The sequence below is a fragment of the Paenibacillus sp. T2-29 genome, assembly GCF_052921365.1.
The window spans coordinates 447,351-468,268 of sequence record NZ_JBREVE010000003.1; the positions used below are offsets into that span (position 1 = coordinate 447,351).

The 20,918-nt window shown below is 44.6% G+C and carries 22 protein-coding genes; all 22 read left to right on the forward strand.

Going from position 1 to position 20,918, the window contains the following annotated elements; translation table 11 throughout:
* Window positions 1–17: 17 nt before the first annotated feature.
* On the forward strand, window positions 18–785 hold the full coding sequence (gene ymfI / locus ACU1JV_RS11695) for an elongation factor P 5-aminopentanone reductase (protein WP_013370744.1): 768 nt from the start codon (window positions 18–20) through the stop codon (window positions 783–785).
* A gap of 102 nt (window positions 786–887) precedes the next feature.
* Window positions 888–1,142 (forward strand): DUF3243 domain-containing protein, encoded by a 255-nt coding sequence (locus tag ACU1JV_RS11700; protein ID WP_013370745.1) that lies wholly within the window; start codon window positions 888–890, stop codon window positions 1,140–1,142.
* A gap of 228 nt (window positions 1,143–1,370) precedes the next feature.
* Window positions 1,371–2,144, forward strand: a complete 774-nt coding sequence (locus tag ACU1JV_RS11705; RefSeq protein ID WP_013370747.1) for a DUF3388 domain-containing protein — start codon at window positions 1,371–1,373, stop codon at window positions 2,142–2,144.
* A 30-nt stretch (window positions 2,145–2,174) separates the two neighbouring features.
* On the forward strand, window positions 2,175–3,269 hold the full coding sequence (locus tag ACU1JV_RS11710; RefSeq protein WP_013370748.1) for a helix-turn-helix domain-containing protein: 1,095 nt from the start codon (window positions 2,175–2,177) through the stop codon (window positions 3,267–3,269).
* Between the two features lie 84 nt (window positions 3,270–3,353).
* A complete protein-coding gene (locus ACU1JV_RS11715; RefSeq protein ID WP_013370749.1) occupies window positions 3,354–3,518 on the forward strand; it encodes a hypothetical protein in 165 nt (54 codons plus the stop codon).
* 144 nt (window positions 3,519–3,662) lie between these two features.
* Window positions 3,663–4,154 carry a YajQ family cyclic di-GMP-binding protein gene (locus ACU1JV_RS11720; RefSeq protein ID WP_013370750.1) on the forward strand — a complete coding sequence of 164 codons (492 nt, stop codon included), beginning with the start codon at window positions 3,663–3,665 and terminating at the stop codon, window positions 4,152–4,154.
* A 208-nt stretch (window positions 4,155–4,362) separates the two neighbouring features.
* Window positions 4,363–4,950 carry a CDP-diacylglycerol--glycerol-3-phosphate 3-phosphatidyltransferase gene (pgsA, locus tag ACU1JV_RS11725; RefSeq protein ID WP_013370751.1) on the forward strand — a complete coding sequence of 196 codons (588 nt, stop codon included), beginning with the start codon at window positions 4,363–4,365 and terminating at the stop codon, window positions 4,948–4,950.
* Between the two features lie 93 nt (window positions 4,951–5,043).
* On the forward strand, window positions 5,044–6,312 hold the full coding sequence (locus tag ACU1JV_RS11730) for a competence/damage-inducible protein A (RefSeq protein ID WP_058710513.1): 1,269 nt from the start codon (window positions 5,044–5,046) through the stop codon (window positions 6,310–6,312).
* A gap of 226 nt (window positions 6,313–6,538) precedes the next feature.
* Window positions 6,539–7,600, forward strand: coding sequence for a recombinase RecA (gene recA / locus ACU1JV_RS11735; protein ID WP_025679773.1), 1,062 nt, complete (start codon window positions 6,539–6,541; stop codon window positions 7,598–7,600).
* A 210-nt stretch (window positions 7,601–7,810) separates the two neighbouring features.
* On the forward strand, window positions 7,811–8,560 hold the full coding sequence (locus ACU1JV_RS11740) for a regulatory protein RecX (RefSeq protein WP_413985967.1): 750 nt from the start codon (window positions 7,811–7,813) through the stop codon (window positions 8,558–8,560).
* Window positions 8,561–8,921: 361 nt separating this feature from the next.
* On the forward strand, window positions 8,922–10,466 hold the full coding sequence (rny, locus tag ACU1JV_RS11745) for a ribonuclease Y (protein ID WP_013309958.1): 1,545 nt from the start codon (window positions 8,922–8,924) through the stop codon (window positions 10,464–10,466).
* A 76-nt stretch (window positions 10,467–10,542) separates the two neighbouring features.
* A complete protein-coding gene (locus ACU1JV_RS11750; protein WP_058710511.1) occupies window positions 10,543–11,337 on the forward strand; it encodes a TIGR00282 family metallophosphoesterase in 795 nt (264 codons plus the stop codon).
* 129 nt (window positions 11,338–11,466) lie between these two features.
* Window positions 11,467–11,727 carry a stage V sporulation protein S gene (locus ACU1JV_RS11755; RefSeq protein WP_007430104.1) on the forward strand — a complete coding sequence of 87 codons (261 nt, stop codon included), beginning with the start codon at window positions 11,467–11,469 and terminating at the stop codon, window positions 11,725–11,727.
* A gap of 118 nt (window positions 11,728–11,845) precedes the next feature.
* Complete coding sequence (locus ACU1JV_RS11760; RefSeq protein ID WP_013370756.1) at window positions 11,846–12,913, forward strand: dipeptidase; 1,068 nt, start codon at window positions 11,846–11,848, stop codon at window positions 12,911–12,913.
* Between the two features lie 187 nt (window positions 12,914–13,100).
* Window positions 13,101–14,186, forward strand: a complete 1,086-nt coding sequence (locus ACU1JV_RS11765) for a low temperature requirement protein A (RefSeq protein ID WP_413985968.1) — start codon at window positions 13,101–13,103, stop codon at window positions 14,184–14,186.
* Window positions 14,187–14,331: 145 nt separating this feature from the next.
* The gene (gene pduL / locus ACU1JV_RS11770; protein WP_413985969.1) at window positions 14,332–14,904 is read left to right on the forward strand and encodes a phosphate propanoyltransferase; all 573 of its coding nucleotides are present in this window, start codon (window positions 14,332–14,334) and stop codon (window positions 14,902–14,904) included.
* A gap of 299 nt (window positions 14,905–15,203) precedes the next feature.
* Entirely contained in the window at window positions 15,204–16,757 is a 1,554-nt protein-coding gene (gene miaB, locus ACU1JV_RS11775; protein ID WP_025679783.1) for a tRNA (N6-isopentenyl adenosine(37)-C2)-methylthiotransferase MiaB, read from the forward strand.
* 83 nt (window positions 16,758–16,840) lie between these two features.
* On the forward strand, window positions 16,841–17,293 hold the full coding sequence (locus ACU1JV_RS11780) for a RicAFT regulatory complex protein RicA family protein (RefSeq protein WP_025679785.1): 453 nt from the start codon (window positions 16,841–16,843) through the stop codon (window positions 17,291–17,293).
* A gap of 139 nt (window positions 17,294–17,432) precedes the next feature.
* Window positions 17,433–17,837, forward strand: coding sequence for a PaaI family thioesterase (locus ACU1JV_RS11785; RefSeq protein WP_058710541.1), 405 nt, complete (start codon window positions 17,433–17,435; stop codon window positions 17,835–17,837).
* Between the two features lie 65 nt (window positions 17,838–17,902).
* Window positions 17,903–18,691 (forward strand): NUDIX domain-containing protein, encoded by a 789-nt coding sequence (locus tag ACU1JV_RS11790; RefSeq protein ID WP_013370763.1) that lies wholly within the window; start codon window positions 17,903–17,905, stop codon window positions 18,689–18,691.
* Between the two features lie 67 nt (window positions 18,692–18,758).
* Window positions 18,759–19,325, forward strand: coding sequence for a cysteine hydrolase family protein (locus ACU1JV_RS11795; protein WP_025679786.1), 567 nt, complete (start codon window positions 18,759–18,761; stop codon window positions 19,323–19,325).
* A 119-nt stretch (window positions 19,326–19,444) separates the two neighbouring features.
* A complete protein-coding gene (locus ACU1JV_RS11800) occupies window positions 19,445–20,908 on the forward strand; it encodes a nicotinate phosphoribosyltransferase (protein WP_025679787.1) in 1,464 nt (487 codons plus the stop codon).
* Window positions 20,909–20,918: the final 10 nt, after the last annotated feature.

Sequence of the window (20,918 nt, forward strand, 5' to 3'; positions counted from 1 at the left end):
CTAGGGAGAGGGAACCGATGACCACCGAGGGCGGAGAATTAAAGGCTATTGGCGATACGACTGTGCTGATTACAGGAGCAAGTGGTGGAATTGGTGCGGCTATTGCCGAGCGTTTTGCAGCAGTAGGGATGAATGTGGTCATTCACTACATGAAGTCCCATGAAAAAGCAAATGAAGTTGCCCGTCGTTGCATGACTTATTCAGGCAAAGTAATGACTGTGTCAGCCGATCTGCGGAGTAAGGAGCAGATTGAACGCATGCGGGAAAAGCTGGATAATCACGGAATGAAGCCAGATATTCTAGTGAATAATGCTGGAATATCTCATTATGGGCTACTTTCAGATGTTTCAGAAGAGGAATGGGACGAAGTGATGGCCGTGAATGTTAAGGGAACTTTTTTATGTACGCAGGTTTTTATGCCGCATATGATTTCCCAACGCTATGGCCGTATTGTGAATGTTTCGTCTGTGTGGGGCATATGTGGAGCTTCGTGCGAGGTATTGTACTCCACTACCAAGGGAGGCATTAACGCTTTCACTAAAGCGCTGGCTCAAGAGGTTGCGCCTTCTGGAGTAACAGTGAATGCTGTGGCTCCAGGGGCAGTAGACACGTCGATGTTGGATCATTTGGATGCAGGCGAAATTAACAGTTTGGAGGAAGATATCCCTGCCGGACGATTGGCGCGGCCTGATGAAATATCGTCCCTGGTTTATTTTCTTGCGCTTCCTGAGTCAGGTTATATTAATGGCCAGGTCATAAGTCCTAACGGAGGATGGGTGACTTAAGGAATACAGCGCATGGAGGAATTCACCAGTATAGTAAGCGTCTGTGAAGAGCATATTACAACTGTTGATTTTAACTCTGAATCATCTAAGGAGGATTTAAGTATGTCAACAGTTGTTCAGAATTTTGATGTTTGGAAAAAGTTCCTTGGTCAGCGTGTAGAGCAAGCGGAGAAGCTGGGAATCAGTCAAGATACCATTGCAGAGCTTGCTTACGAAATCGGTGATTTTCTGGATGAGAAGGTCGATCCAGCCAACCACTCCAACCGCGCACTGAAAGAACTGTGGGGAGTTGCCGATGAGAACGAGCGTCACACCATCGCCCGGCTAATGGTTAAATTAGCTAAGAGCAACGCATAAGCAGGAACCAACATGAAAAGCTCCCTTTTGGGGGGCTTTTCTGTAATGGTTACAGAGCTGTTCTTGTAATTCCATTGTAATTTATATATCATAAACGTGATTGAGGCTTACAACACAATATAGCCTATTAAATTTCAATAATTGGTTTTGTCGAATGATGCTATCTTATGATACAATTATGCTTTGATTTGGCATTGTTGACGGTTTGAATGTGAATGAGGTGCTAACGTGACGGAAGAGACGAAACAGTGGTACATGGAATACAAGATACATAAAAATCGACCCGGACTGCTGGGGGACATTGCTTCCATGCTTGGTATTCTGGGGGTTAATATACTGACGATTAACGGTGTTGAAGGCGAAAGACGGGGGATGCTTCTCGAAACAGACGATGACGAGAAAATACGCATTCTCGGAGATACGTTAAAAAAAGCCAGCAACATTACAGTCACGGCCTTACGTGCTCCGAGACTGGTCGATATATTGGCAGTTAGACATGGCCGTTACATTGATCGGGATTCAGATGATCGTAAAACTTTCCGCTTTACACGCGATGAGCTTGGGTTGTTGGTCGATTTTTTGGGTGAAGTATTAAAGAGGGATGGCAATCAGGTAATTGGTCTTCGCGGGATGCCGCGTGTGGGTAAAACGGAGTCCATTATTGCCAGTAGCGTATGTGCAATGAAGCGATGGACTTTTGTGTCGTCGACGTTATTACGACAGACGGTACGCAGTCAGCTTTCTGAGGAAGAAATGAATCCCAACAATGTGTTTATTATTGACGGCATTGTGAGTACAATTCGATCAAATGAAAGACATTATCACCTGCTTCAGGAAATTATGAGCATGCCAAGTACCAAAGTGATTGAGCATCCTGATGTATTTGTGCGTGAATCGGGATACAGCTTTGACGATTTCAATATCATTATTGAACTTCGCAATAATCCGGCTGAGGAAATTATTTATGATACCTTTACAGCCAGTTATACAGAAGATCTTTAAATAAGTGTAATTACACAAGGAGATGATGACATGTCAGAACTGGGTCAGCAATTAAAGGAGGCCCGGCTGCAAAAAGGATTGAGCCTTGACGATGTTCAGGAAATGACGAAGATACGCAAACGTTATCTGGAAGCCATTGAGACGGGCGATTACAAAGTGCTGCCGGGAAGCTTTTATGTCAGAGCTTTTATTAAAACATACGCCGAAACGGTCGGGTTGAATCCCGATGAGCTTCTGGAAGGGCACCAAAGTAATGTGCCTGAACCTGAACCGGAAGCGGTCATGGAGCCTGTTACACAGAAACGCTCCAGCCGTCCCGCGACGATTGGCAATCTTAAATGGTTGCCTACAGCGTTAATGTGGCTTTTTCTAGTTCTCATTGTTGGGGTTATTTATGCTTATTGGGTGAGTAACAACCATTCCACTCCAAAAACAGCAGAAAACACAACGCCGATTACAACACCAAGTACACCAAGTACAACACCTAACACAACGCCAAGTACGACACCAAACACGTCTACTCCAAATACAACTACGACACCGAATAATGGTCAGACAACGGCACCAAATGGTGCTGGCGGGCAGACCCCTGATACGGGAAAAACCGGGGAAACCCAGCCAGGTGGTACGGGAACTACAGATGCGACGACTCCAAATACTGGTCAGCAGCCGGATACGACTACGCCAGCGCAGGGAGTAACTGTGGCTCAGGATGGTAAGCAAGGCAAGACGACGATCTTCAAAGTCTCCAGTGCAACGGGGGCCACGGTCAAGGTTGATATTAAGGCAACGGGCGAAAGCTGGCTTGAGGTGTACAAGGGACAAAATTCCCGTGGAGAAAAGCTGAGCTATGGTATGACTAAAAGTGGAGATGCCATGTCTTTTGATATCGGTCCAGAAGGCTTATATATCAAATCAGGACGGTCTTCTGCCACGGATATTTCCGTCGCCGGCCAACCGATAACCGATAATAAATCGACGACTCGCGTGTTGATACAGCAAGGGGAAGCTTCTTCCACTGGAGCGAGTAGTGGGGTGACGGGTTCAACGGATACGACGACAAATGGTAGTACGGATACTACACAAAGTGGGACAGATTCTAGTACAACTACTGATGGTGAATAAACGCCTTGTTGCGGTGAAATACTAATGACTGTAATTCTTGGAAAGTCAGTCAGTTCATTTTCCGCAAAGTGAGGTGTATACGTTATGACCGTCAGCTGGATTGTGACTGGGCTCGGGATTATTGTCAGTTTACTGGGCTATTATCTAACACCGAATGCATGGGGCTATGGCATATTAGGCTTTGGTCTTGCTCACATTGTGCTTGGAATTTTGGATATGTTTAGAAATCCAACACGAAGTCACTATTAGAAATGTTAAACTGCAATTGTAATAAAGGCGTTTTTGTCGGGGGACTGGCAAGAACGCCTTTTTAGTGAACGGATTATTGGATTTTTGTAAATGACTAGCCTATAATTAGATATTGAACTTTGTTGTGGAAAGGAAAGTGAAACGATGGCTTCAGAAAATTCATTTGATATCGTCTCCAAAATGGATATGCAGGAGTTAACAAATGCGGTTCATCAGACGGAGCGTGAAATTGAAACGAGATTTGATTTCAAGGGGAGCAAAAGTAGCCTCAAGCTTGAGAAAGATGCTCTTACGATTGCATCGGAAGATGAATACAAGCTGAATGCGGTGATTGATATTTTGCAATCTAAAATGGTCAAACGAGGTCTATCCCTTAAAAACGTGGAATTTGGAAAATTGGAACCAGCTTCTTTAGGTTCAGTGCGTCAGCGTCTTTCTCTTAAGCAGGGAATTGATCAGGATAACGCCAAAAAAATTAATATCCTTATTCGGGATTCCAAGCTTAAAGTGAAAAGTCAGATTCAAGGTGATCAAATTCGAGTAACTGGAAAAAATAGGGATGATTTACAAGCCATTATTCAATTGCTGCGGAAAGCCGATCTGCCGTTGGAGCTTCAATTTACAAACATGAAATAAGCCGTTTTCTCTCATAGATTTTGTAGGACTAAACGTTGCTTGATGTGCAGCAGGTTATTTTGACATGCGTTTTGCGCCATATTATACTTGTAACGAAAATGCAGACATTGAGGTGTATAACGCTCGTCGAAAGCGATTTACATAGGATTGAAATCAATCCGAAAGCTGCCATTTGTAATCAAGTACGATAATCAGGGGAGAGTGTGTTGTGAATTTACCCAACAGAATTACAATAACGCGGATTTGCCTTATCCCGGTGATGATGCTGGCTTTGCTGGTGGATTTTGATTTTTATCCGCCACCGATTGAGATCGGTGCATTCACGCTGCCGTATAATCAGCTGATTGCGGCTATCATTTTCCTTGTAGCAGCCAGCACAGATGGCCTTGACGGATATTTGGCTCGTAAAAATAATATGGTCACCAATTTGGGCAAGCTGTTGGACCCCCTTGCTGATAAGCTGTTGGTAACTGCTATTTTGGTTTCTTTGGTGGAAATGGGAAAAATTGATTCTTGGGTTGTCGTTGTAATTGTCAGTCGTGAGTTTGCGGTTACGGGTCTGAGACAGATCGCCTTATTAGATGGCTCTGTGGTTGCTGCAAGCAATTGGGGGAAATTAAAGACGATCATCCAGATCATTGCTATTGTAGCACTGCTCATTAATAATTTCCCGTTTGTTTTTCTGGGTATTCCGTTTGATTTAATAGCGATATGGGCAGCTGTGTTAATCACCATTTATTCGGGTATTGATTACTTTGTAAAGAATATCCATTTGCTGAGCTCCTCTAAAGTTTAACAGGATAAATCTTATGGAAACAGCAATAGGGACTTAACTTATTGCTGTTTCTTTACATAATTCACATTATACGCATCATAGGAGGACGAATTGATGAAAGCTGAAATCATTGCAGTAGGAACAGAGTTATTACTTGGACAAATAGTAAATACAAATGCCCAATATTTGTCACAAGAGCTAGCTACTATCGGAATTGATGTATATTTTCAGACTGTAGTTGGCGATAACATGGATCGACTTCAGGAAGCGGTACGTCTTGCTCAGAAGCGTGCGGATATTATTTTGTTTTCTGGTGGGCTGGGGCCAACTCAGGACGATTTGACAAAAGATGCAATAGCGGCTGTACTGGGGCGAAAATTGCAGATAGATCGTCTTGCCATGGACAAGCTGGATCAGTTTTTCCGTAACCGCGGGGTAGAAATGACCGAGAATAACCGCCGCCAGGCGCTTTCTATTGAAGGAGCTACTCCGCTTGAAAATGAGACGGGTTTAGCTATAGGGGATGCCATTGCACAGGACGGTAAATTTTATGTGGTTTTGCCCGGACCACCTAAGGAACTTAAACCTATGTTTGCAAATCATGCTAAACCATGGTTGCTTCAGCAGGCATTAAGCGGTGAGGAGATGCCGATTTATTCGAAAATGCTAAAATTCGCAGGGATCGGTGAGTCAGCTCTTGAAACGCGCTTGTTAGATCTGATCGAATCCCAGACGGACCCCACGATTGCTCCTTATGCCAAGGAAGGGGAAGTCACGATCCGTATATCCACCAAGGCGGCCAGTGAGAGTGAAGCTTTAATTAAGCTGACGGCTACGGAAGTACAAATTCAGCAGCGTCTTTCCGAATATATGTATGCAAGTGAGGATGTTACGCTGGAGAAGGTGATTGTAGATTTAATGGCCAAGCGCGGACTCACTGTGAGCGCAGCGGAAAGCTGTACAGGCGGTATGCTGATGGAACACATCACTTCTATACCTGGCAGTGCTGTTATGTTTCAAGGTGGCATCGTGTGTTATTCCAATGAAATGAAGATGAAATTGCTCAATGTGCCTTATGATTATTTGGAAGGGGATCATGCGCCAGGCGCAGTGAGTAAGGAAGTAGCCCTTGTGCTTGCAGAGCAGGCAAGAATGATTATGGACAGCGATTTCGGACTTTCTGTTACTGGTGTAGCTGGGCCCGGATATTCCGAGCGGAAGCCAGTCGGCCTGGTGTATATTGGTATTGCTGAGCGCGACAAGGAAACAGAAGTATATGAGCTGAATTTAAGCGGTAACCGTGAGACCATCCGTTTGCGATCTGTCAAAGCTATCCTGTACAGATTGTGGCGCCGATTGGTAGAGAACGAGAAACTCTCTTAATTATTGATGAGTTGTTTTAGATAGATATTCATGATATAATCTTTTTATTCGGAAGAACCGTTGCAAAGCTTTTTGCCAGCGGTTCTTTTTTCGTTTTAAGAGAAAGGTATAACTATAGAAGAGAGCTGCGGGAAATAAAAAAACGAATGTATGTTCGAAAAAATGCTTGGCAAGCGTGTCAAAACAAGGTATTATTAAAGTACAAACAATGAAGGATGTGAGTTTATTGTCAGATCGTCGTGCTGCGCTGGATATGGCGCTCCGTCAAATAGAAAAGCAATTTGGTAAAGGTTCCATTATGAAGTTGGGTGAGTCTACTCACATGCAAGTGGAAACAATCCCCAGTGGTTCGATTGCTTTGGATATTGCGTTAGGAACGGGCGGCTTTCCAAGAGGCCGGATTATTGAAGTATATGGACCGGAATCATCCGGTAAAACGACAGTAGCTCTTCATGCTATTGCAGAGGTGCAAAAAACAGGCGGACAAGCCGCCTTTATCGATGCCGAGCATGCGCTTGATCCGTCGTATGCGAGCAAGCTGGGTGTCAATATTGATGAGTTGTTACTATCGCAACCAGATACAGGTGAGCAGGCATTGGAGATTGCCGAAGCTCTTGTGCGTAGTGGGGCAGTGGACATTATCGTCGTTGACTCTGTAGCGGCACTTGTACCGAAGGCAGAGATTGAAGGCGAAATGGGAGATTCCCATGTCGGTCTTCAAGCGCGCTTGATGTCACAGGCATTGCGTAAGCTGTCTGGAGCCATTAATAAATCGAAAACCATTGCTATCTTTATCAACCAGCTCCGTGAAAAAGTAGGTGTTATGTTCGGTAACCCTGAAACTACACCGGGTGGACGTGCCTTGAAGTTTTACTCTACGGTACGTTTGGATGTTCGTCGTATCGAAAGCTTGAAAATGGGTAACGACATCGTGGGTAACCGTACACGTATTAAAGTCGTGAAGAATAAAGTCGCACCTCCTTTCCGTCAGGCTGAAGTGGATATTATGTACGGTGAGGGCATTTCCAAAGAAGGAAGCTTGATTGATATCGGTACGGAGCACGACATTGTCGACAAGAGCGGAGCTTGGTATTCCTACGAAGGCGAGCGCCTTGGTCAGGGACGTGAGAATGCAAAGCAATTTTTGAAGGAAAATCCGAACATTGCTAGCACGATCGAGCAAAAAATCCGGGTGGCCAGTAATTTAATTACAACAATTGCTCCACCGACAGAAGAAGAGTTGGCGCAGGAGGCCAAGGAAGAACAGGAATTGTTGGAGCTTGAATAAGCTTGCCTGAAACTTCGCTTCTGATCTGTCATGTGAACTGTAGCCTAGGGATTATGGTACAGTCCGTTTAAATAGCATGATTCTGATGCCCTGCACAGTTGTGCAGGGCATTTTTGCATCAAATAAAGTCTGCTTTGTCAGCAGAATCTAACTTTTGCGTAGCAGGTGATCGTAGGCTGCTTTCGTGAATTTCAAAGTGAGGGAAACATATTGCAGTTGGACGATAAAGATGAATACACTTCGGAAGAAAATAAACAGCAAGGGATTTCTCTTTTTCCAGATCATGAGGAATTGATGATTACTAGAGTGGAGCAGGGACAGGGACGCAAGCGTGGAAGATACATCATTCATTTTGGTCCATACTCACTGTCTGTATTGGAAGATGTAATGATCAAGTACAAAATGTTCAAAGGAACGTCATTCGTCAAAAAAGAACTAGAAGATATCGTTCTGGCAGATGAAAAACAACAGGCTTATGTACATGCGCTGCGCTATTTGGGGCAAAAGCCTCGTACACGTCAGGAAATTGCCCAGCGTTTAGCGCAAAAGGAAGTGGATCAGGCTGTTATTGATGAGATACTGGTACGATTGCAAAGGGAGAAGCTTGTAGATGATGATTTATACGCGCGTCAGTGGGCAAGACAGCGTATAACAAGCCAACGTAAGGGTAAGATGTGGATCAGGCAAGAACTTCGTCAGAAGGGCATCTCTAAAGCTTCTATCGGGGAAGCATTAGGTGAGATCACCGACAATGAGGAGTGGGAGAGTGCCTTGTCGGTTGGACGTAAGAAATGGAATCAGGTACGTGGTGATATAATGGATAAAAAAAGGAAAATATTCCCGTTTCTTATGAGACGCGGCTATTCAGGGGATATGACACGCCGCGTGGTTAATCATCTCAGTGCGGCCGAGCAAGATGGAGCATTCGAAGACGAGGAATTACTGCATTGGGAGGAATAAGTTGCAAAACGGTAGCTGAACCTTTGGCTAGATAAGCCGGTTATTATATGGACAGCTGCACGGTAGTCTACTAATGTTTGCATTCCCTTGACAATGCCATTTGTCAAATAATAAAATATATATGAAACGATATTTGTGGAGTGCCCTTTTTCCTTCCAAAAAAGCGGAACCCACGGTAAAGTTCTCATCGCCAAATAACAAGTGATGCCGCTATGCCAGGCGGAATTGTACGTGTGAAAGCATGTGCATATGAAATGAAGCGACCTTGTGTCGTTATCTTAGTTTGACGATCAAAGTAAATGTGACAATTTCAAAAAGTCCCAAGGAATGCCTTGGAGGAACCAACGGGGAGGTGAACAGTATGATGACTGCGATCTGGTTCGTTCTCGTTGCTGTAGCCGCGTTATTCTTTGGGTTCGGGATTGGTTATTTTATTCGCAAATCTATTGCAGAAGCTAAGATCTCCAGTGCGGAAGAGGCTGCCGCGCAAATCGTGGAGAACGCGAAAAAAGAGGCAGAAGCGCTGAAGAAGGAAACGGTATTGGAAGCGAAGGATGAAATTCACCGCATCCGTGCCGAAGCTGAAAAAGAAACTCGTGAACGTCGTAATGAAATTCAACGACAGGAACGAAGATTGCTGCAAAAAGAAGAATCGCTGGATAAAAAATTGGAATCGCTGGAACGCAAAGAAGAACAAGTGGCCAACAAAGAGAAACGAATCGATGAAACCCAGCAGCAAATTGATTTGATTTACAAGAGCCAGGTAACTGAGTTGGAGCGTATTTCTAATCTTACGATGGAGGATGCAAGAAGTATTATTCTGACCAACGTAGAGCAGGAAGTTCGTCATGAAACAGCTCAGATGATTAAGGAAATTGAGCAGCAGGCCAAAGAAGAAGCGGATAAAAAGTCTCGTGAAATCATCACACTGGCCATCCAACGCTGTGCGGCAGATCATGTAGCAGAAACGACGGTTTCTGTTGTGACATTGCCGAATGAAGAAATGAAAGGCCGGATTATCGGACGCGAAGGCCGTAACATCCGTGCACTTGAAACCCTTACAGGAATCGACCTCATTATTGATGATACGCCGGAAGCTGTTATATTGTCCGGATTTGATCCGATTCGTAGAGAGATTGCGCGTACTGCACTCGAGAAGCTCGTAGCGGACGGACGGATACATCCGGCTCGTATTGAAGAGATGGTGGAAAAATCCCGTAAAGAGGTGGACGAACGAATCCGTGAGTATGGTGAACAGGCCACCTTTGAAGTGGGTGTGCATAGCTTGCATCCGGATTTGATCAAGATCTTGGGACGTCTTAAGTTCCGTACGAGTTATGGACAGAACGTATTGAAGCACTCGATGGAAGTTGCATACTTGACAGGTCTGATGGCCGGGGAACTGGGCGAGGACGTTGTACTGGCAAGACGAGCAGGTTTGCTGCATGACATCGGGAAGGCGCTGGATCACGAAGTGGAAGGATCACACGTTGAAATTGGCGTGGAGCTGGCGAAGAAGTACAAGGAACACCCGGTCGTTATCAACAGCATTGCTTCACATCACGGCGACTGCGAAGCGACTTCAGTGATCGCCATGCTGGTTGGAGCGGCAGATGCCCTATCAGCAGCAAGACCAGGAGCACGGCGTGAAACGCTAGAGACGTACATCCGTCGTCTTGAGAAGCTCGAACGCATCTCCGAATCTTTTGAAGGCGTTGAAAAATCATACGCAATTCAAGCTGGACGCGAGGTTCGTGTCATGGTACAGCCAGAGAAAATTGATGATGCGGAAGCATTCCGACTGGCTCGCGATATTACGAAAACGATTGAGAATGAACTGGATTATCCAGGACATATTAAGGTTACCGTTATTCGCGAGACTCGTGCGGTAGAATACGCAAAATAAAAGCATTTCAATGAAAAGTGGCCGCTGTTTGTAGGGCCACTTTTCATTATGTAAGGCAGACTAGGGAGGGTTTTCTATCAACGTATTATTTATTGGAGACATCGTCGGCAGTGTAGGCAGAAAGGCACTGAGGGAGAATCTCCCTTCGCTAAAATCAAAATACAACCCGCATGTTATTATCGTGAACGGAGAAAATGCAGCTTCGGGAAGAGGGATTACTCAAGCCATCGCCAGAGAGTTCTTTGATTGGGGCGTTCATGGGATTACGATGGGGAATCATACATGGGACAATAAGGAAATATTTGATTTTATAGATGATGAGCCGCGGATCATCCGTCCCGCTAACTTTCCACCAGGGACACCAGGCCGGGGTTATACTGTGGTAAAAGGTGGGGGGAAGGAACTAGCCATTGTTAATCTGCAAGGTAGAACCTTCTTGCCGGCTATTGACTGTCCATTTCGTGCAGCGGATGACATTGTAGACGAGCTCCGCAAAAAGCATAAACATATTCTAGTAGACTTTCACGCTGAAGCCACCTCCGAAAAAATTGCTATGGGTTGGCATCTGGATGGACGTGCATCCATCGTGGTAGGGACACATACACACGTACAAAGTAATGACGATACGATTTTGCCACAAGGAACTGCGTATCAGACAGATGCGGGAATGGTAGGTCCTTATGAGGGCGTGCTTGGTATGCAGAAAGAGGCTGTATTACAGAAATTTCAGACCCAGCTTCCGGTACGCTTTCAAGTGGACATGGGTAAATGGCACTTTCATGCCATCAGTGTAGAGCTCAATGATCACGATGGAAAAGCCCGCAAAATTGAGAAAATCAGGCTTAAAGAAGACGAATGGCGGATGGATTAACTTTGTTGTGAGCTACTTAAGGAAAGAATAAGGAAAACTGTCACCAAAAAGCAGGAATTTTTTACTGACCCTCGAATAACATCTAATAGTGGAATCAAACCATCATCATTCCCAGGGGAGGTACTTACTATGGATGTATTAAAAGTATCAGCAAAATCCAATCCCAATTCAGTTGCAGGCGCACTCGCAGGAGTACTGCGTGAACGCGGAAATGCAGAATTACAGGCGATTGGAGCGGGTGCACTAAACCAAGCCATTAAAGCGGTAGCCATTGCCCGGGGATTTGTAGCACCAAGCGGAGTGGATTTGATTTGTATTCCTGCTTTTACAGACATTGTTATTGACGGAGAAGATCGGACTGCAATCAAATTGATTGTAGAACCAAGATAATAAATGGAAGTTGTCTGAGCCTGTTTACGTTTTGTAAACGGGCTTTTTTGCTTTGTGGTTTAGTTATTATGGTTTTCAAAATAAATTTGTGGGCTTTAATCCAATGGAGGTATGGTGCATGAATGATAAGTTTGAAGCGAATTGGCCAGTTGTTGACCTGCACTGTGATGTGTTATGTAAAATGCAGCTCGATTCGCAGGTGGATTTCAGTCATTCATCGCTTGATGTCACAAAAGAGCGTTTGCTAGAAGGCAACGTAAGATTGCAAACGTTCGCTATTTATATATCACAGGTATTGGGCACGCCAAGATTTGAGCATGTGGTTCGTCAAATTGAACTGTTCAGGCAGCATGTTACCTCTAGCTCAGGCGGGTTAAAACCTCTACTGTGGAGAGAGGACTTGGCAGCACTCAAAAATATGTCCGCTGTACGTCAAGTGGAGCAAGTACAGCATACAGGCGTAGAGAAGCAAGCAGGGAAGATGACGAATGGGTATGAGAGTGGGACGAATCGTACAGAGCCACCTTGGGCGTTACTCTCACTCGAAGGGGTAGATGCGCTGGAAGGAAATCCGTTTTATGCGGATGTATGCTATGCCATGGGAATACGATTGATCGGGCTGACGTGGAATTATGCAAATTGGGCTGCTGACGGTATTATGGAGCTTAGAGGAGGTGGCTTGACCCGCAAGGGACGTGATTTGGTTGATCGCTGTAATAGTATGGGACTGCTGCTAGATGTATCACACTTGTCCGTACAAGGCTTTTGGGAGGTGATGGAGGAGGCGGCCTTACCGCCCATCGCCTCGCATTCGAACGCCTTTGCGAAATGTGCTCATCCCCGCAACTTGCGAGATGAACAGATTCGGGCACTGATCGCCCGTAACGGACGAATTGGATTGACCTTTGTCACGATGTTTCTGAAAGAGCAGGGTACAGTGCACGCTGAGGACCTGCTACCGCACATTGATCACATTTGTTCATTAGGTGGCGAAAGACATTTGATGTTTGGCTCTGATTTTGATGGTATCGAGGCCCATGTGCGAGGACTGGAGCACGCGGGAAAATATCCGGCTTTTGCAGAACTACTGTTGAAGCATTACTCTGAGGAGCTGGTCAAGGGATGGCTGGGAGAACATGCACTGGACTATTTGCGAACGAATCTGCCATCTAAAATGTCTTCTTAAAATAGCTTAATATAGCAGTTGCTTTCGGCTGGCATTTTCTTGACAAAGCGAGAACGATTACGAAATAATTGGAGCATCCGAGGATTGCATGGGGCTAAAATAACGCTTTCCGAAATTGGACATACGTAGGAGCGAGTCTGACAGCACCATGCTATACCGCCATACTAGAGGGGAGCTCCGTTACATCATGTTGATAAAAAAGGTTACCTGGCTTGAACTCTTTTATGATTTATTGTTTGTAGCAGCTGTGTCCAAGGCGACTCATGTTTTACTACATGTTGAGCATGGCAGTGTTGGTTGGCATAATTTAGAGAAGTTTATTTTGATTTTTATTCCGATCTGGTGGGCATGGGTGGGGCAAACTGTCTATAACAATCGTTTTGGTCAAGACAGTATAACGCATCGAATTTTTATGATTTTGCAATTATTTTTTGTATTAATCATGACTGCCAGCTTGAATGTAGATTTTGATGCGTACTATGCATCTTTTTTTGTTGGCTATATTGGTTTAAGAGGCCTGACTGTCGTTCAATATCTACTTACGGCCCCCAAAGAAACAGCTCATAAACAGGAAACAGCTCGTTTTTTTGGAACCTATCTTTGGGTTGGGATAGTCATCTCTAGCTGCTCCCTTTTCTTCGACTCGTGGGTTCGATATTTGATTTTATATACTGGCATTGCGGTAGATATCCTCGTTCCTTTGATCGGTCGTAAAAAGCTGGTGATCACACCTATCCATACAGAGCATCTTTTGGAGCGATTTGCGCAGTTTACCTTAATCCTGCTTGGAGAATCAGTGATAAGTATACTTTCTGTTTTACAAGCCGATCATTTCACAGTTTCCTCCATTGTATTTGCTGCTTTGACATTTGTGCTGGTCATTGCAATCTGGTGGCAATATTTTGAGAATATAGAGAAGCGCGTAGACAAATCAAAACAAACAGCAGGACAGACTATTATTTATGGCCATTTGTTTATTTATCTTTCTCTTAGCATGCTTGCGGCTTCCATACAGCTCTTATTTTTGGGGCAAGCAGCCTATACTTTTGTACTTTGCTTTACTTTTGCTTCTGTTTTTATTTATTTTTTGTCAGTCTTGCTGGTATTCCATCAGTACAGATTAAGTCACCTTAAACCTCGTCTCAGAGTCATTCTTTTCTTAACTGGAATTCTCTGTGTCCTGTTTATTCTGAATATATTTATTGTAGTTCCTCATCTCATCGTAGCTGCGATCATGCTTTTCTTTCTTCTGTTTGCTAAAATGACGGTTTGATCCAAAGTTTTATAGGGACGATATGTATGGCTGGTTAGGGCGAAAAAGGGAACTTTATGTGCTATCCTTTTCTTTCTTGTCGAAATAGGAGTATAATAGCATAGATGTGTAAAGTATTGTATAGAGAAAAAGGAGTGACCACACGATGACTAAAATCGTACCTGTCGGCGTTTCCGCCCGTCATATTCACCTGACTCAAGAGCATATTGAAATCTTGTTCGGAGCAGGCTATCAATTGACTGAATTTAAACCTTTGTCCCAACCAGGACAATTTGCTGCAAGTGAAACGGTAGCTGTAATTGGTCCTAAGGGCCAATTTGATAAGGTTCGCATTTTGGGACCTGCTCGTCCCGCTTCTCAACTGGAAATCTCTCGCACAGATTCCTTTGCTATTGGTGTAAAGGCACCTGTACGCGAATCCGGTAGCATTGATGGTACACCAGGAATTACAGTAAAAGGACCAGCTGGTGAAGTGGAACTGCAAGAGGGCGTTATTGTAGCAGCCCGTCATATTCATTTCCATACTTCTGATGCAGCTAAGTGGGACATTAAAGACAAGCAGTTGCTGAAAGTACGTGTAGGCGGCGAACGTGGCCTTGTATTTGAAAATGTTCTTGCACGTGTGTCCGATTCTTTTGCTTTGGATATGCATATTGACACGGATGAAGCGAACGGAGCCGGTGTGAAAAACGGTGACACTGCTGAAATCGTAGACTAATACACGTATTTGATAAACAAGTTGTAAAAGTCCGATTCTTACAAAAGAGTCGGACTTTTTTTATATGCTATACATACACAAATCCTTACCTATAAACATAAAAAAACTTTAGCATCACACTGCATCTGAATCGTATCCGGGGATGATCTATGGCTATGGCCTATAAATCATGCTATAATTTAGTGTAATGCCTTTTTCAAAGGTTTTTTTGGAGCTTAAAATAAAATAACCAATGCCTAAAGATACAGTAAAATCACAAATGAGCTCGTGAAATAGATGGTGTAAGGAGTGACCAGGGAATGGCTAAGGAAACAAAAGATTACTCCAAATATTTTGATTTCTCGGATGCGAAGATCATTTCTGAAGATGAGCACAGCAAAAAGATTCGTATTCGCGGACGTGAAATCAACATTATGGCGGAGCCGAACCATAGAAAAGAAAAACAGCGTGGTAAAGAGGACGTACAGGTATTGTATGATAACGCAGTCCCGGATGAGCTAAAGCATATCGGTGAGGGCAAGCATTATATCGTATATACATTCGGTTGCCAGATGAATGAGCATGATTCTGAAACAATCAAAGGCTTGCTGGAGCAAATGGGCTACCAGGCAACCGAGGATCGGAAGGAAGCAGATATCATTTTACTGAACACTTGCGCTATCCGTGAAAATGCGGAAGATAAAGTGTTTGGTGAGCTGGGTCACCTCAAGCATCTCAAAACAGAAAAGCCGGGACTGCTGCTTGGTGTATGTGGCTGCATGTCGCAGGAAGAGAATGTTGTGAACCGGATTATGCAAAAACACGGTTTTGTTGATATGATCTTTGGTACCCATAATATTCATCGTTTGCCTCAGCTTGTCAAGGAAGCCCTCTTTAGCAAAGAAATGGTGGTTGAAGTGTGGTCCAAGGAGGGCGACATTATCGAAAACCTGCCGAAGAAGCGTGAGGGTATGCGGGCTTGGGTAAACATCATGTATGGCTGTGATAAGTTTTGCACTTATTGCATCGTTCCTTTCACACGTGGTAAGGAAAGAAGTCGTCGGCCAGAGGATGTTATTGCTGAGGTACGGGATTTGGCCCGTCAAGGATTTAAAGAGATCACCCTGCTGGGTCAGAATGTCAATGCCTATGGCAAGGATTTAAAAGATATGAATTACAGATTCGGGGATCTGATGGATGATATGCGCAAAATCAATATTCCGCGTGTACGTTTTACGACCTCACATCCGCGTGATTTTGACGACCATTTGGTTGAAGTGCTTGGTAAGGGCGGCAATCTGGTGGAGCATATTCATCTGCCTGTACAATCCGGTAATACGGATATTTTGAAGAAAATGAACCGAAAATATACTCGTGAGCGTGTTTTGGAGCTGGCAGCGAAGATAAAAGCGGCTGTTCCGCATGTTTCTCTGACAACAGATATTATCGTAGGTTTCCCGGGTGAAACAGACGAACAGTTCGAAGATACACTATCTCTGGTGCGTGAAGTGGGCTATGACTTTGCCTATACATTTATTTATTCACCACGTGAAGGCACGCCAGCGGCTTCGATGGAAGATAATGTGCCTATGTCGGTCAAAAAAGAGCGTCTCCGGCGTCTGAACATTGCTGTGAATCAAAACAGCCTACGCTTTAATAGTCGATTGCGTGGTGAGGTGGTTGAAGTGCTGGTGGAAGGCGAGAGTAAAAATGACAGCAAAGTGCTTGCTGGTCGGACTCGTTCCAATAAGCTGGTTCATTTTGAAGGTTCTAAGGACCTGATTGGTTCCTTTGTCCAAGTAAAAATTACAGAGCCTATGACCTTCTACATTAAAGGTGACTTGGTTCAAACGCCAGTAGCGGTTAACGGATAAAAAGAATAGTCTAGCGGCCTGCATGCGGTCTGATTAAAGGGCTGCATGCAAGACCATCTAAGTGAAAAAAGGAGCGATGGACAATGACAGAGGAGCGGTTGCAACAAACAGAACTTCAATCGGCAGCGCGCCAGCATGATCATTTGGTCAATCGCGATATGATATTGGCAAAGGCCAAAGAGTTGGCGGGTATTCTGGGCAGCAGTGAGGAAGTACAGGTGTTTCGGAAAGCAGAAGAAAAGATTCAGGATCATGAGCGCATCCAGCAACTGATTGCAACGATGAAGAAGAAGCAAAAGGAAATCGTAGCATTTGAATCTTTAAAGAATCAAAAAATGATTGCCAAAATAGAAGCTGAACTTCAAGAGCTACAGGAGGAGCTTGACGGTATTCCAATTGTAACGGAGTTTCAGCAGAGTCAGGTAGAAATTAATGAGCTGCTGCAGATGGTGATCACGGCCATCCGTGATACGGTTGCTGAAAAGGTGAACGTAGAAGAGGGAAAGACTACTTCCTCCTCGAATTGCAGTGACTAGAATAAGATTTATGGTGTGGAGGCTTAGCTTCCACGCCTTTTTTTCGAAAGCAATTACTCATTGTAAATGTTCATGAGATACCAAAAGAATTGCGACATCATAGATGGGATGAAAGCGAGGGAATGGTAAGTTGCGTAAGATGCTAGAGGGTGAAGAAAATACTTTTTGGGAGTACTTAGGATGTGAGCTGATTACAGCTGATGCTAACGAGGCACATATCGCTTTGGAGGCCAAACAACACCATACCAATGTGATGGGGATTGTACATGGGGGGGTGCTCACAACATTGATGGATCAGGCGATGGGGATGGTCAGTATGGCTTCACGAAATATGGATTCATGTGTAACAACGAATCTTAACGTTCATTTCTTGTCAGCCATGAGACAAGGACGGCTGGAGGTTAAGGCACGGATTGTTCATCAGGCAGGCCGCACCATAACCACTCAGGCAGAAGTGAGGGATAGTGAAGGTACGCTCGGTTGTACAGCTACAGCAACCTTCCGAGTATTGCGTCAACAAGCAAGTGATTCAGGCAAGGCCTGACGCTTGACAAAAATTTTTATTATGTCATAATGAATTTATCAAAACGATATAATATGGTGATGCCAATGGATAGCAATCGTATAAACGAAGAGGCGCAGAAGGCGTCTTATAACATTAAGAAATACCGTACCCCGGATGGTGCTCCGGCGGATATCGTAATGTTTACTTTAACGAAGCGTGAGCGCAAGACGGTAACAAAAACATTGCCGATTCGTGAGCTGAAAGTAATGCTCATCAAGCGCCGTAGTTGGCCGTTTGCGGGACGCTGGGCGTTGCCTGGAGGGTTTTGTCAAGAAGATGAATCCATATATGGAGCGGCCAAGCGGGAACTGTTAGAGGAAACGGGTGTAGATGGCGGGCATCTGGAGTATTTGGGCGTATATAGTGGACCAGGTCGTGATCCGCGTGGGTGGATTATATCGCATGCGTTTTTTGCACTGGTAGAGGAATGGATGCTAGAGCAGCGTCAGGCGGCTGATGATGCTTCTGAGGTTGGGTTATTTACGATCAGAGAAGCGTTGGAGGAATTGGAGCTGGCGTTCGATCACCGGGATATCATAGTTGATGCTTATCGCAAAATTCAGTTGCAGATGCTTCAGACAACGATAGCCAAGCAGTTTTTACCGCCACATTTTACACTGGGTGAATTGTATCAGGTGATTCAGAGCGTCGTACCGGATTTCGAAGAGCCGAATTTTATTCGCAAAATAACATCGACTCGTAGCAGACAGGGAATACTGGAAGAGGTGCGGGATGAGAATGGCAAACCGCTCAGTTCCAATCAGTATTCACAAAGACCGGCCCAGTTGTATCGCTTTAGTGATAGAGTACCGCGTTTATCTATCTATACGTAACTTTTATTGGAATAGGTCACGCATAGAGTGTACAACCTCACTTTGATGATAAGGAGCTGACTGTACGATGAAGGCACTGATTGTTATTGATTACACGAAAGATTTTGTGGACGGTAGTCTGCCTGTGGGGCAACCTGCAATTGAGCTAGATGAACGGATCACAGCTATTACGCAGGCCTACGTGGATCAAGGGGACTTTGTTGTCATGGCTGTGGATTTACATGAGGAGAACGACCTCTATCACCCGGAGAGTAAGCTGTTTCCTCCACATAATATACGTGGAACCAACGGACGACAATTGTATGGTAAACTCCATAGCCTTTATAAGCAACAAAGTGATCGTATCTATTGGTTGGATAAAACACGGTACAGTGCTTTTGCTGGTACGGATCTGGAACTCAGGTTGCGCGAACGCGGGATTCTGGAAGTTCATTTGATTGGTGTGTGTACAGATATATGTGTGCTGCATACAGCTGTAGATGCTTACAACAAAGGTTTTGCTATTACCGTATACAAGGACGCTGTGGCGAGCTTTAATCAGGCGGGACATGATTGGGCTTTGGGCCATTTTGAGGGAAGTCTTGGAGCCACGGTGCGGTCGGCTGAAGATACGCTTTTGCTCCAGAAGAAGTAAAATAACTGAACGATTGTGCACCAATGTCCGATAACAAATTAGAGCCGGATATTGCTGAATCTGGGCAGATAAGACGGTATGCCGTCACCAATCCAGGGACAGTCAGAGAGGATGATACGATGAAGTCAACAAGCCTCGCATTACATACAGATAAATATCAGATTAATATGATGTACGCCCATTGGGTGAACGGAAGTCACCAACGTAAAGCTGTGTTCGAGGCGTATTTTCGTAAGCTTCCTTTTGGCAATGGATATGCCGTGTTTGCTGGTCTGGAACGCATTGTGAATTACATTTCAAACTTGCGGTTTACAGAAGAGGACATTCGCTATCTGTCAGAGCAGGAGGAAAAGTACGATCCCATGTTCATGGAGGCATTGCGCCAGTTTAAGTTTGGCGGAACGGTCCACTCGATGAAGGAAGGAGCGCTTGTTTTTCCGAATGAGCCTCTGGTACGTGTTGAAGGAACCATTATGGAAACGCAGCTTGTCGAGACGGCATTGTTGAATTTTATGAATTACCAGACACTCATTGCGACAAAAGCATCACGTATCAAACAGGTGGCAAGTGACGATACACTGCTCGAATTTGGCACACGACGTGCGCAGGAGGCAGATGCAGCTATTTGGGGAGCACGTGCTGCTTATGTTGCAGGTTTCGATGCGACTTCTAATATGCTGGCAGGCGAACACTTTGGGATTCCGACAAAAGGGACACATGCCCATTCATGGGTACAAACCTTTATGACGGAGCAAGAGGCGTTCGACGTGTATGCGAAGGTTTTGCCAGATCAGGTTACGCTACTGGTAGATACCTTTGACACGCTGGAGAGCGGTGTTCCCCATGCGATTCGGACAGCAAAGATGCTGGAGAGTCAAGGAAAGCGTATGAATGCCATCCGTTTGGATAGCGGTGATTTGGCTTATCTATCTATTCAGGCACGGGAAATGCTGGATGCTGAAGGTTTGGATTACGTACAAATTGTAGCTTCCAACGATTTGGATGAAAATACGATTTTCAATCTAAAAGCCCAAGGGGCACGTATTGATGTGTGGGGTGTAGGAACACAGCTGATTACAGCTTCAGATCAACCTTCACTGGGTGGAGTGTACAAGCTGGTTGAGCGGGAAGTGGACGGTGAAATGCTGCCGACGATTAAAATCTCGGGTAACCCGGAAAAAGTATCTACACCAGGCAAAAAGGATGTATACCGTATTGTGGATAAGAAGAAAGGGAGAGCTGTAGCTGATTACATTTCTTTCCCGGATGAAGAACGTCCGCGTAATGGTAAGCGCCTGAAGCTGTTTAACCCTTTGCATCCATATATGAAGAAGTATGTAGAAAATTATGAAGCTGTACCGATGCTTGAACCTATTTTTGTAAATGGGCAGAAGGTATACGAGCTTCCTGAACTGGATGAAATTCGTGCCTATCATGCATCACAGTTGAAACTGTTTTGGCCAGAATATTTGCGGAAGCTGAACCCTGAAATTTATCGCGTAAATCTTAGTGAGAAGGTATGGGAGCTGAAGCAAAAGCTGATTGACAGCTACATGCAGCCCGAAGTTGAAGAAAAGGAATAATGTGAAGAGG

Bases quoted from the DNA above. Each gene is read 5' to 3' on its own strand.
- ACU1JV_RS11790 (WP_013370763.1), top strand. From the start codon at position 17,903: ATGGATAGCAATCGTATAAACGAAGAGGCGCAGAAGGCGTCTTATAAC.
- ACU1JV_RS11710 (WP_013370748.1), top strand. From the start codon at position 2,175: ATGTCAGAACTGGGTCAGCAATTAAAGGAGGCCCGGCTGCAAAAAGGA.
- ACU1JV_RS11800 (WP_025679787.1), top strand. From the start codon at position 19,445: ATGAAGTCAACAAGCCTCGCATTACATACAGATAAATATCAGATTAAT.
- miaB (WP_025679783.1), top strand. From the start codon at position 15,204: ATGGCTAAGGAAACAAAAGATTACTCCAAATATTTTGATTTCTCGGAT.
- rny (WP_013309958.1), top strand. From the start codon at position 8,922: ATGATGACTGCGATCTGGTTCGTTCTCGTTGCTGTAGCCGCGTTATTC.
- ACU1JV_RS11715 (WP_013370749.1), top strand. From the start codon at position 3,354: ATGACCGTCAGCTGGATTGTGACTGGGCTCGGGATTATTGTCAGTTTA.
- ACU1JV_RS11785 (WP_058710541.1), top strand. From the start codon at position 17,433: ATGCTAGAGGGTGAAGAAAATACTTTTTGGGAGTACTTAGGATGTGAG.
- pduL (WP_413985969.1), top strand. From the start codon at position 14,332: ATGACTAAAATCGTACCTGTCGGCGTTTCCGCCCGTCATATTCACCTG.
- ACU1JV_RS11765 (WP_413985968.1), top strand. From the start codon at position 13,101: ATGTTGATAAAAAAGGTTACCTGGCTTGAACTCTTTTATGATTTATTG.
- ACU1JV_RS11760 (WP_013370756.1), top strand. From the start codon at position 11,846: ATGAATGATAAGTTTGAAGCGAATTGGCCAGTTGTTGACCTGCACTGT.
- ACU1JV_RS11730 (WP_058710513.1), top strand. From the start codon at position 5,044: ATGAAAGCTGAAATCATTGCAGTAGGAACAGAGTTATTACTTGGACAA.
- ACU1JV_RS11795 (WP_025679786.1), top strand. From the start codon at position 18,759: ATGAAGGCACTGATTGTTATTGATTACACGAAAGATTTTGTGGACGGT.
- ACU1JV_RS11720 (WP_013370750.1), top strand. From the start codon at position 3,663: ATGGCTTCAGAAAATTCATTTGATATCGTCTCCAAAATGGATATGCAG.
- ACU1JV_RS11700 (WP_013370745.1), top strand. From the start codon at position 888: ATGTCAACAGTTGTTCAGAATTTTGATGTTTGGAAAAAGTTCCTTGGT.
- ACU1JV_RS11780 (WP_025679785.1), top strand. From the start codon at position 16,841: ATGACAGAGGAGCGGTTGCAACAAACAGAACTTCAATCGGCAGCGCGC.
- ACU1JV_RS11755 (WP_007430104.1), top strand. From the start codon at position 11,467: ATGGATGTATTAAAAGTATCAGCAAAATCCAATCCCAATTCAGTTGCA.
- ymfI (WP_013370744.1), top strand. From the start codon at position 18: ATGACCACCGAGGGCGGAGAATTAAAGGCTATTGGCGATACGACTGTG.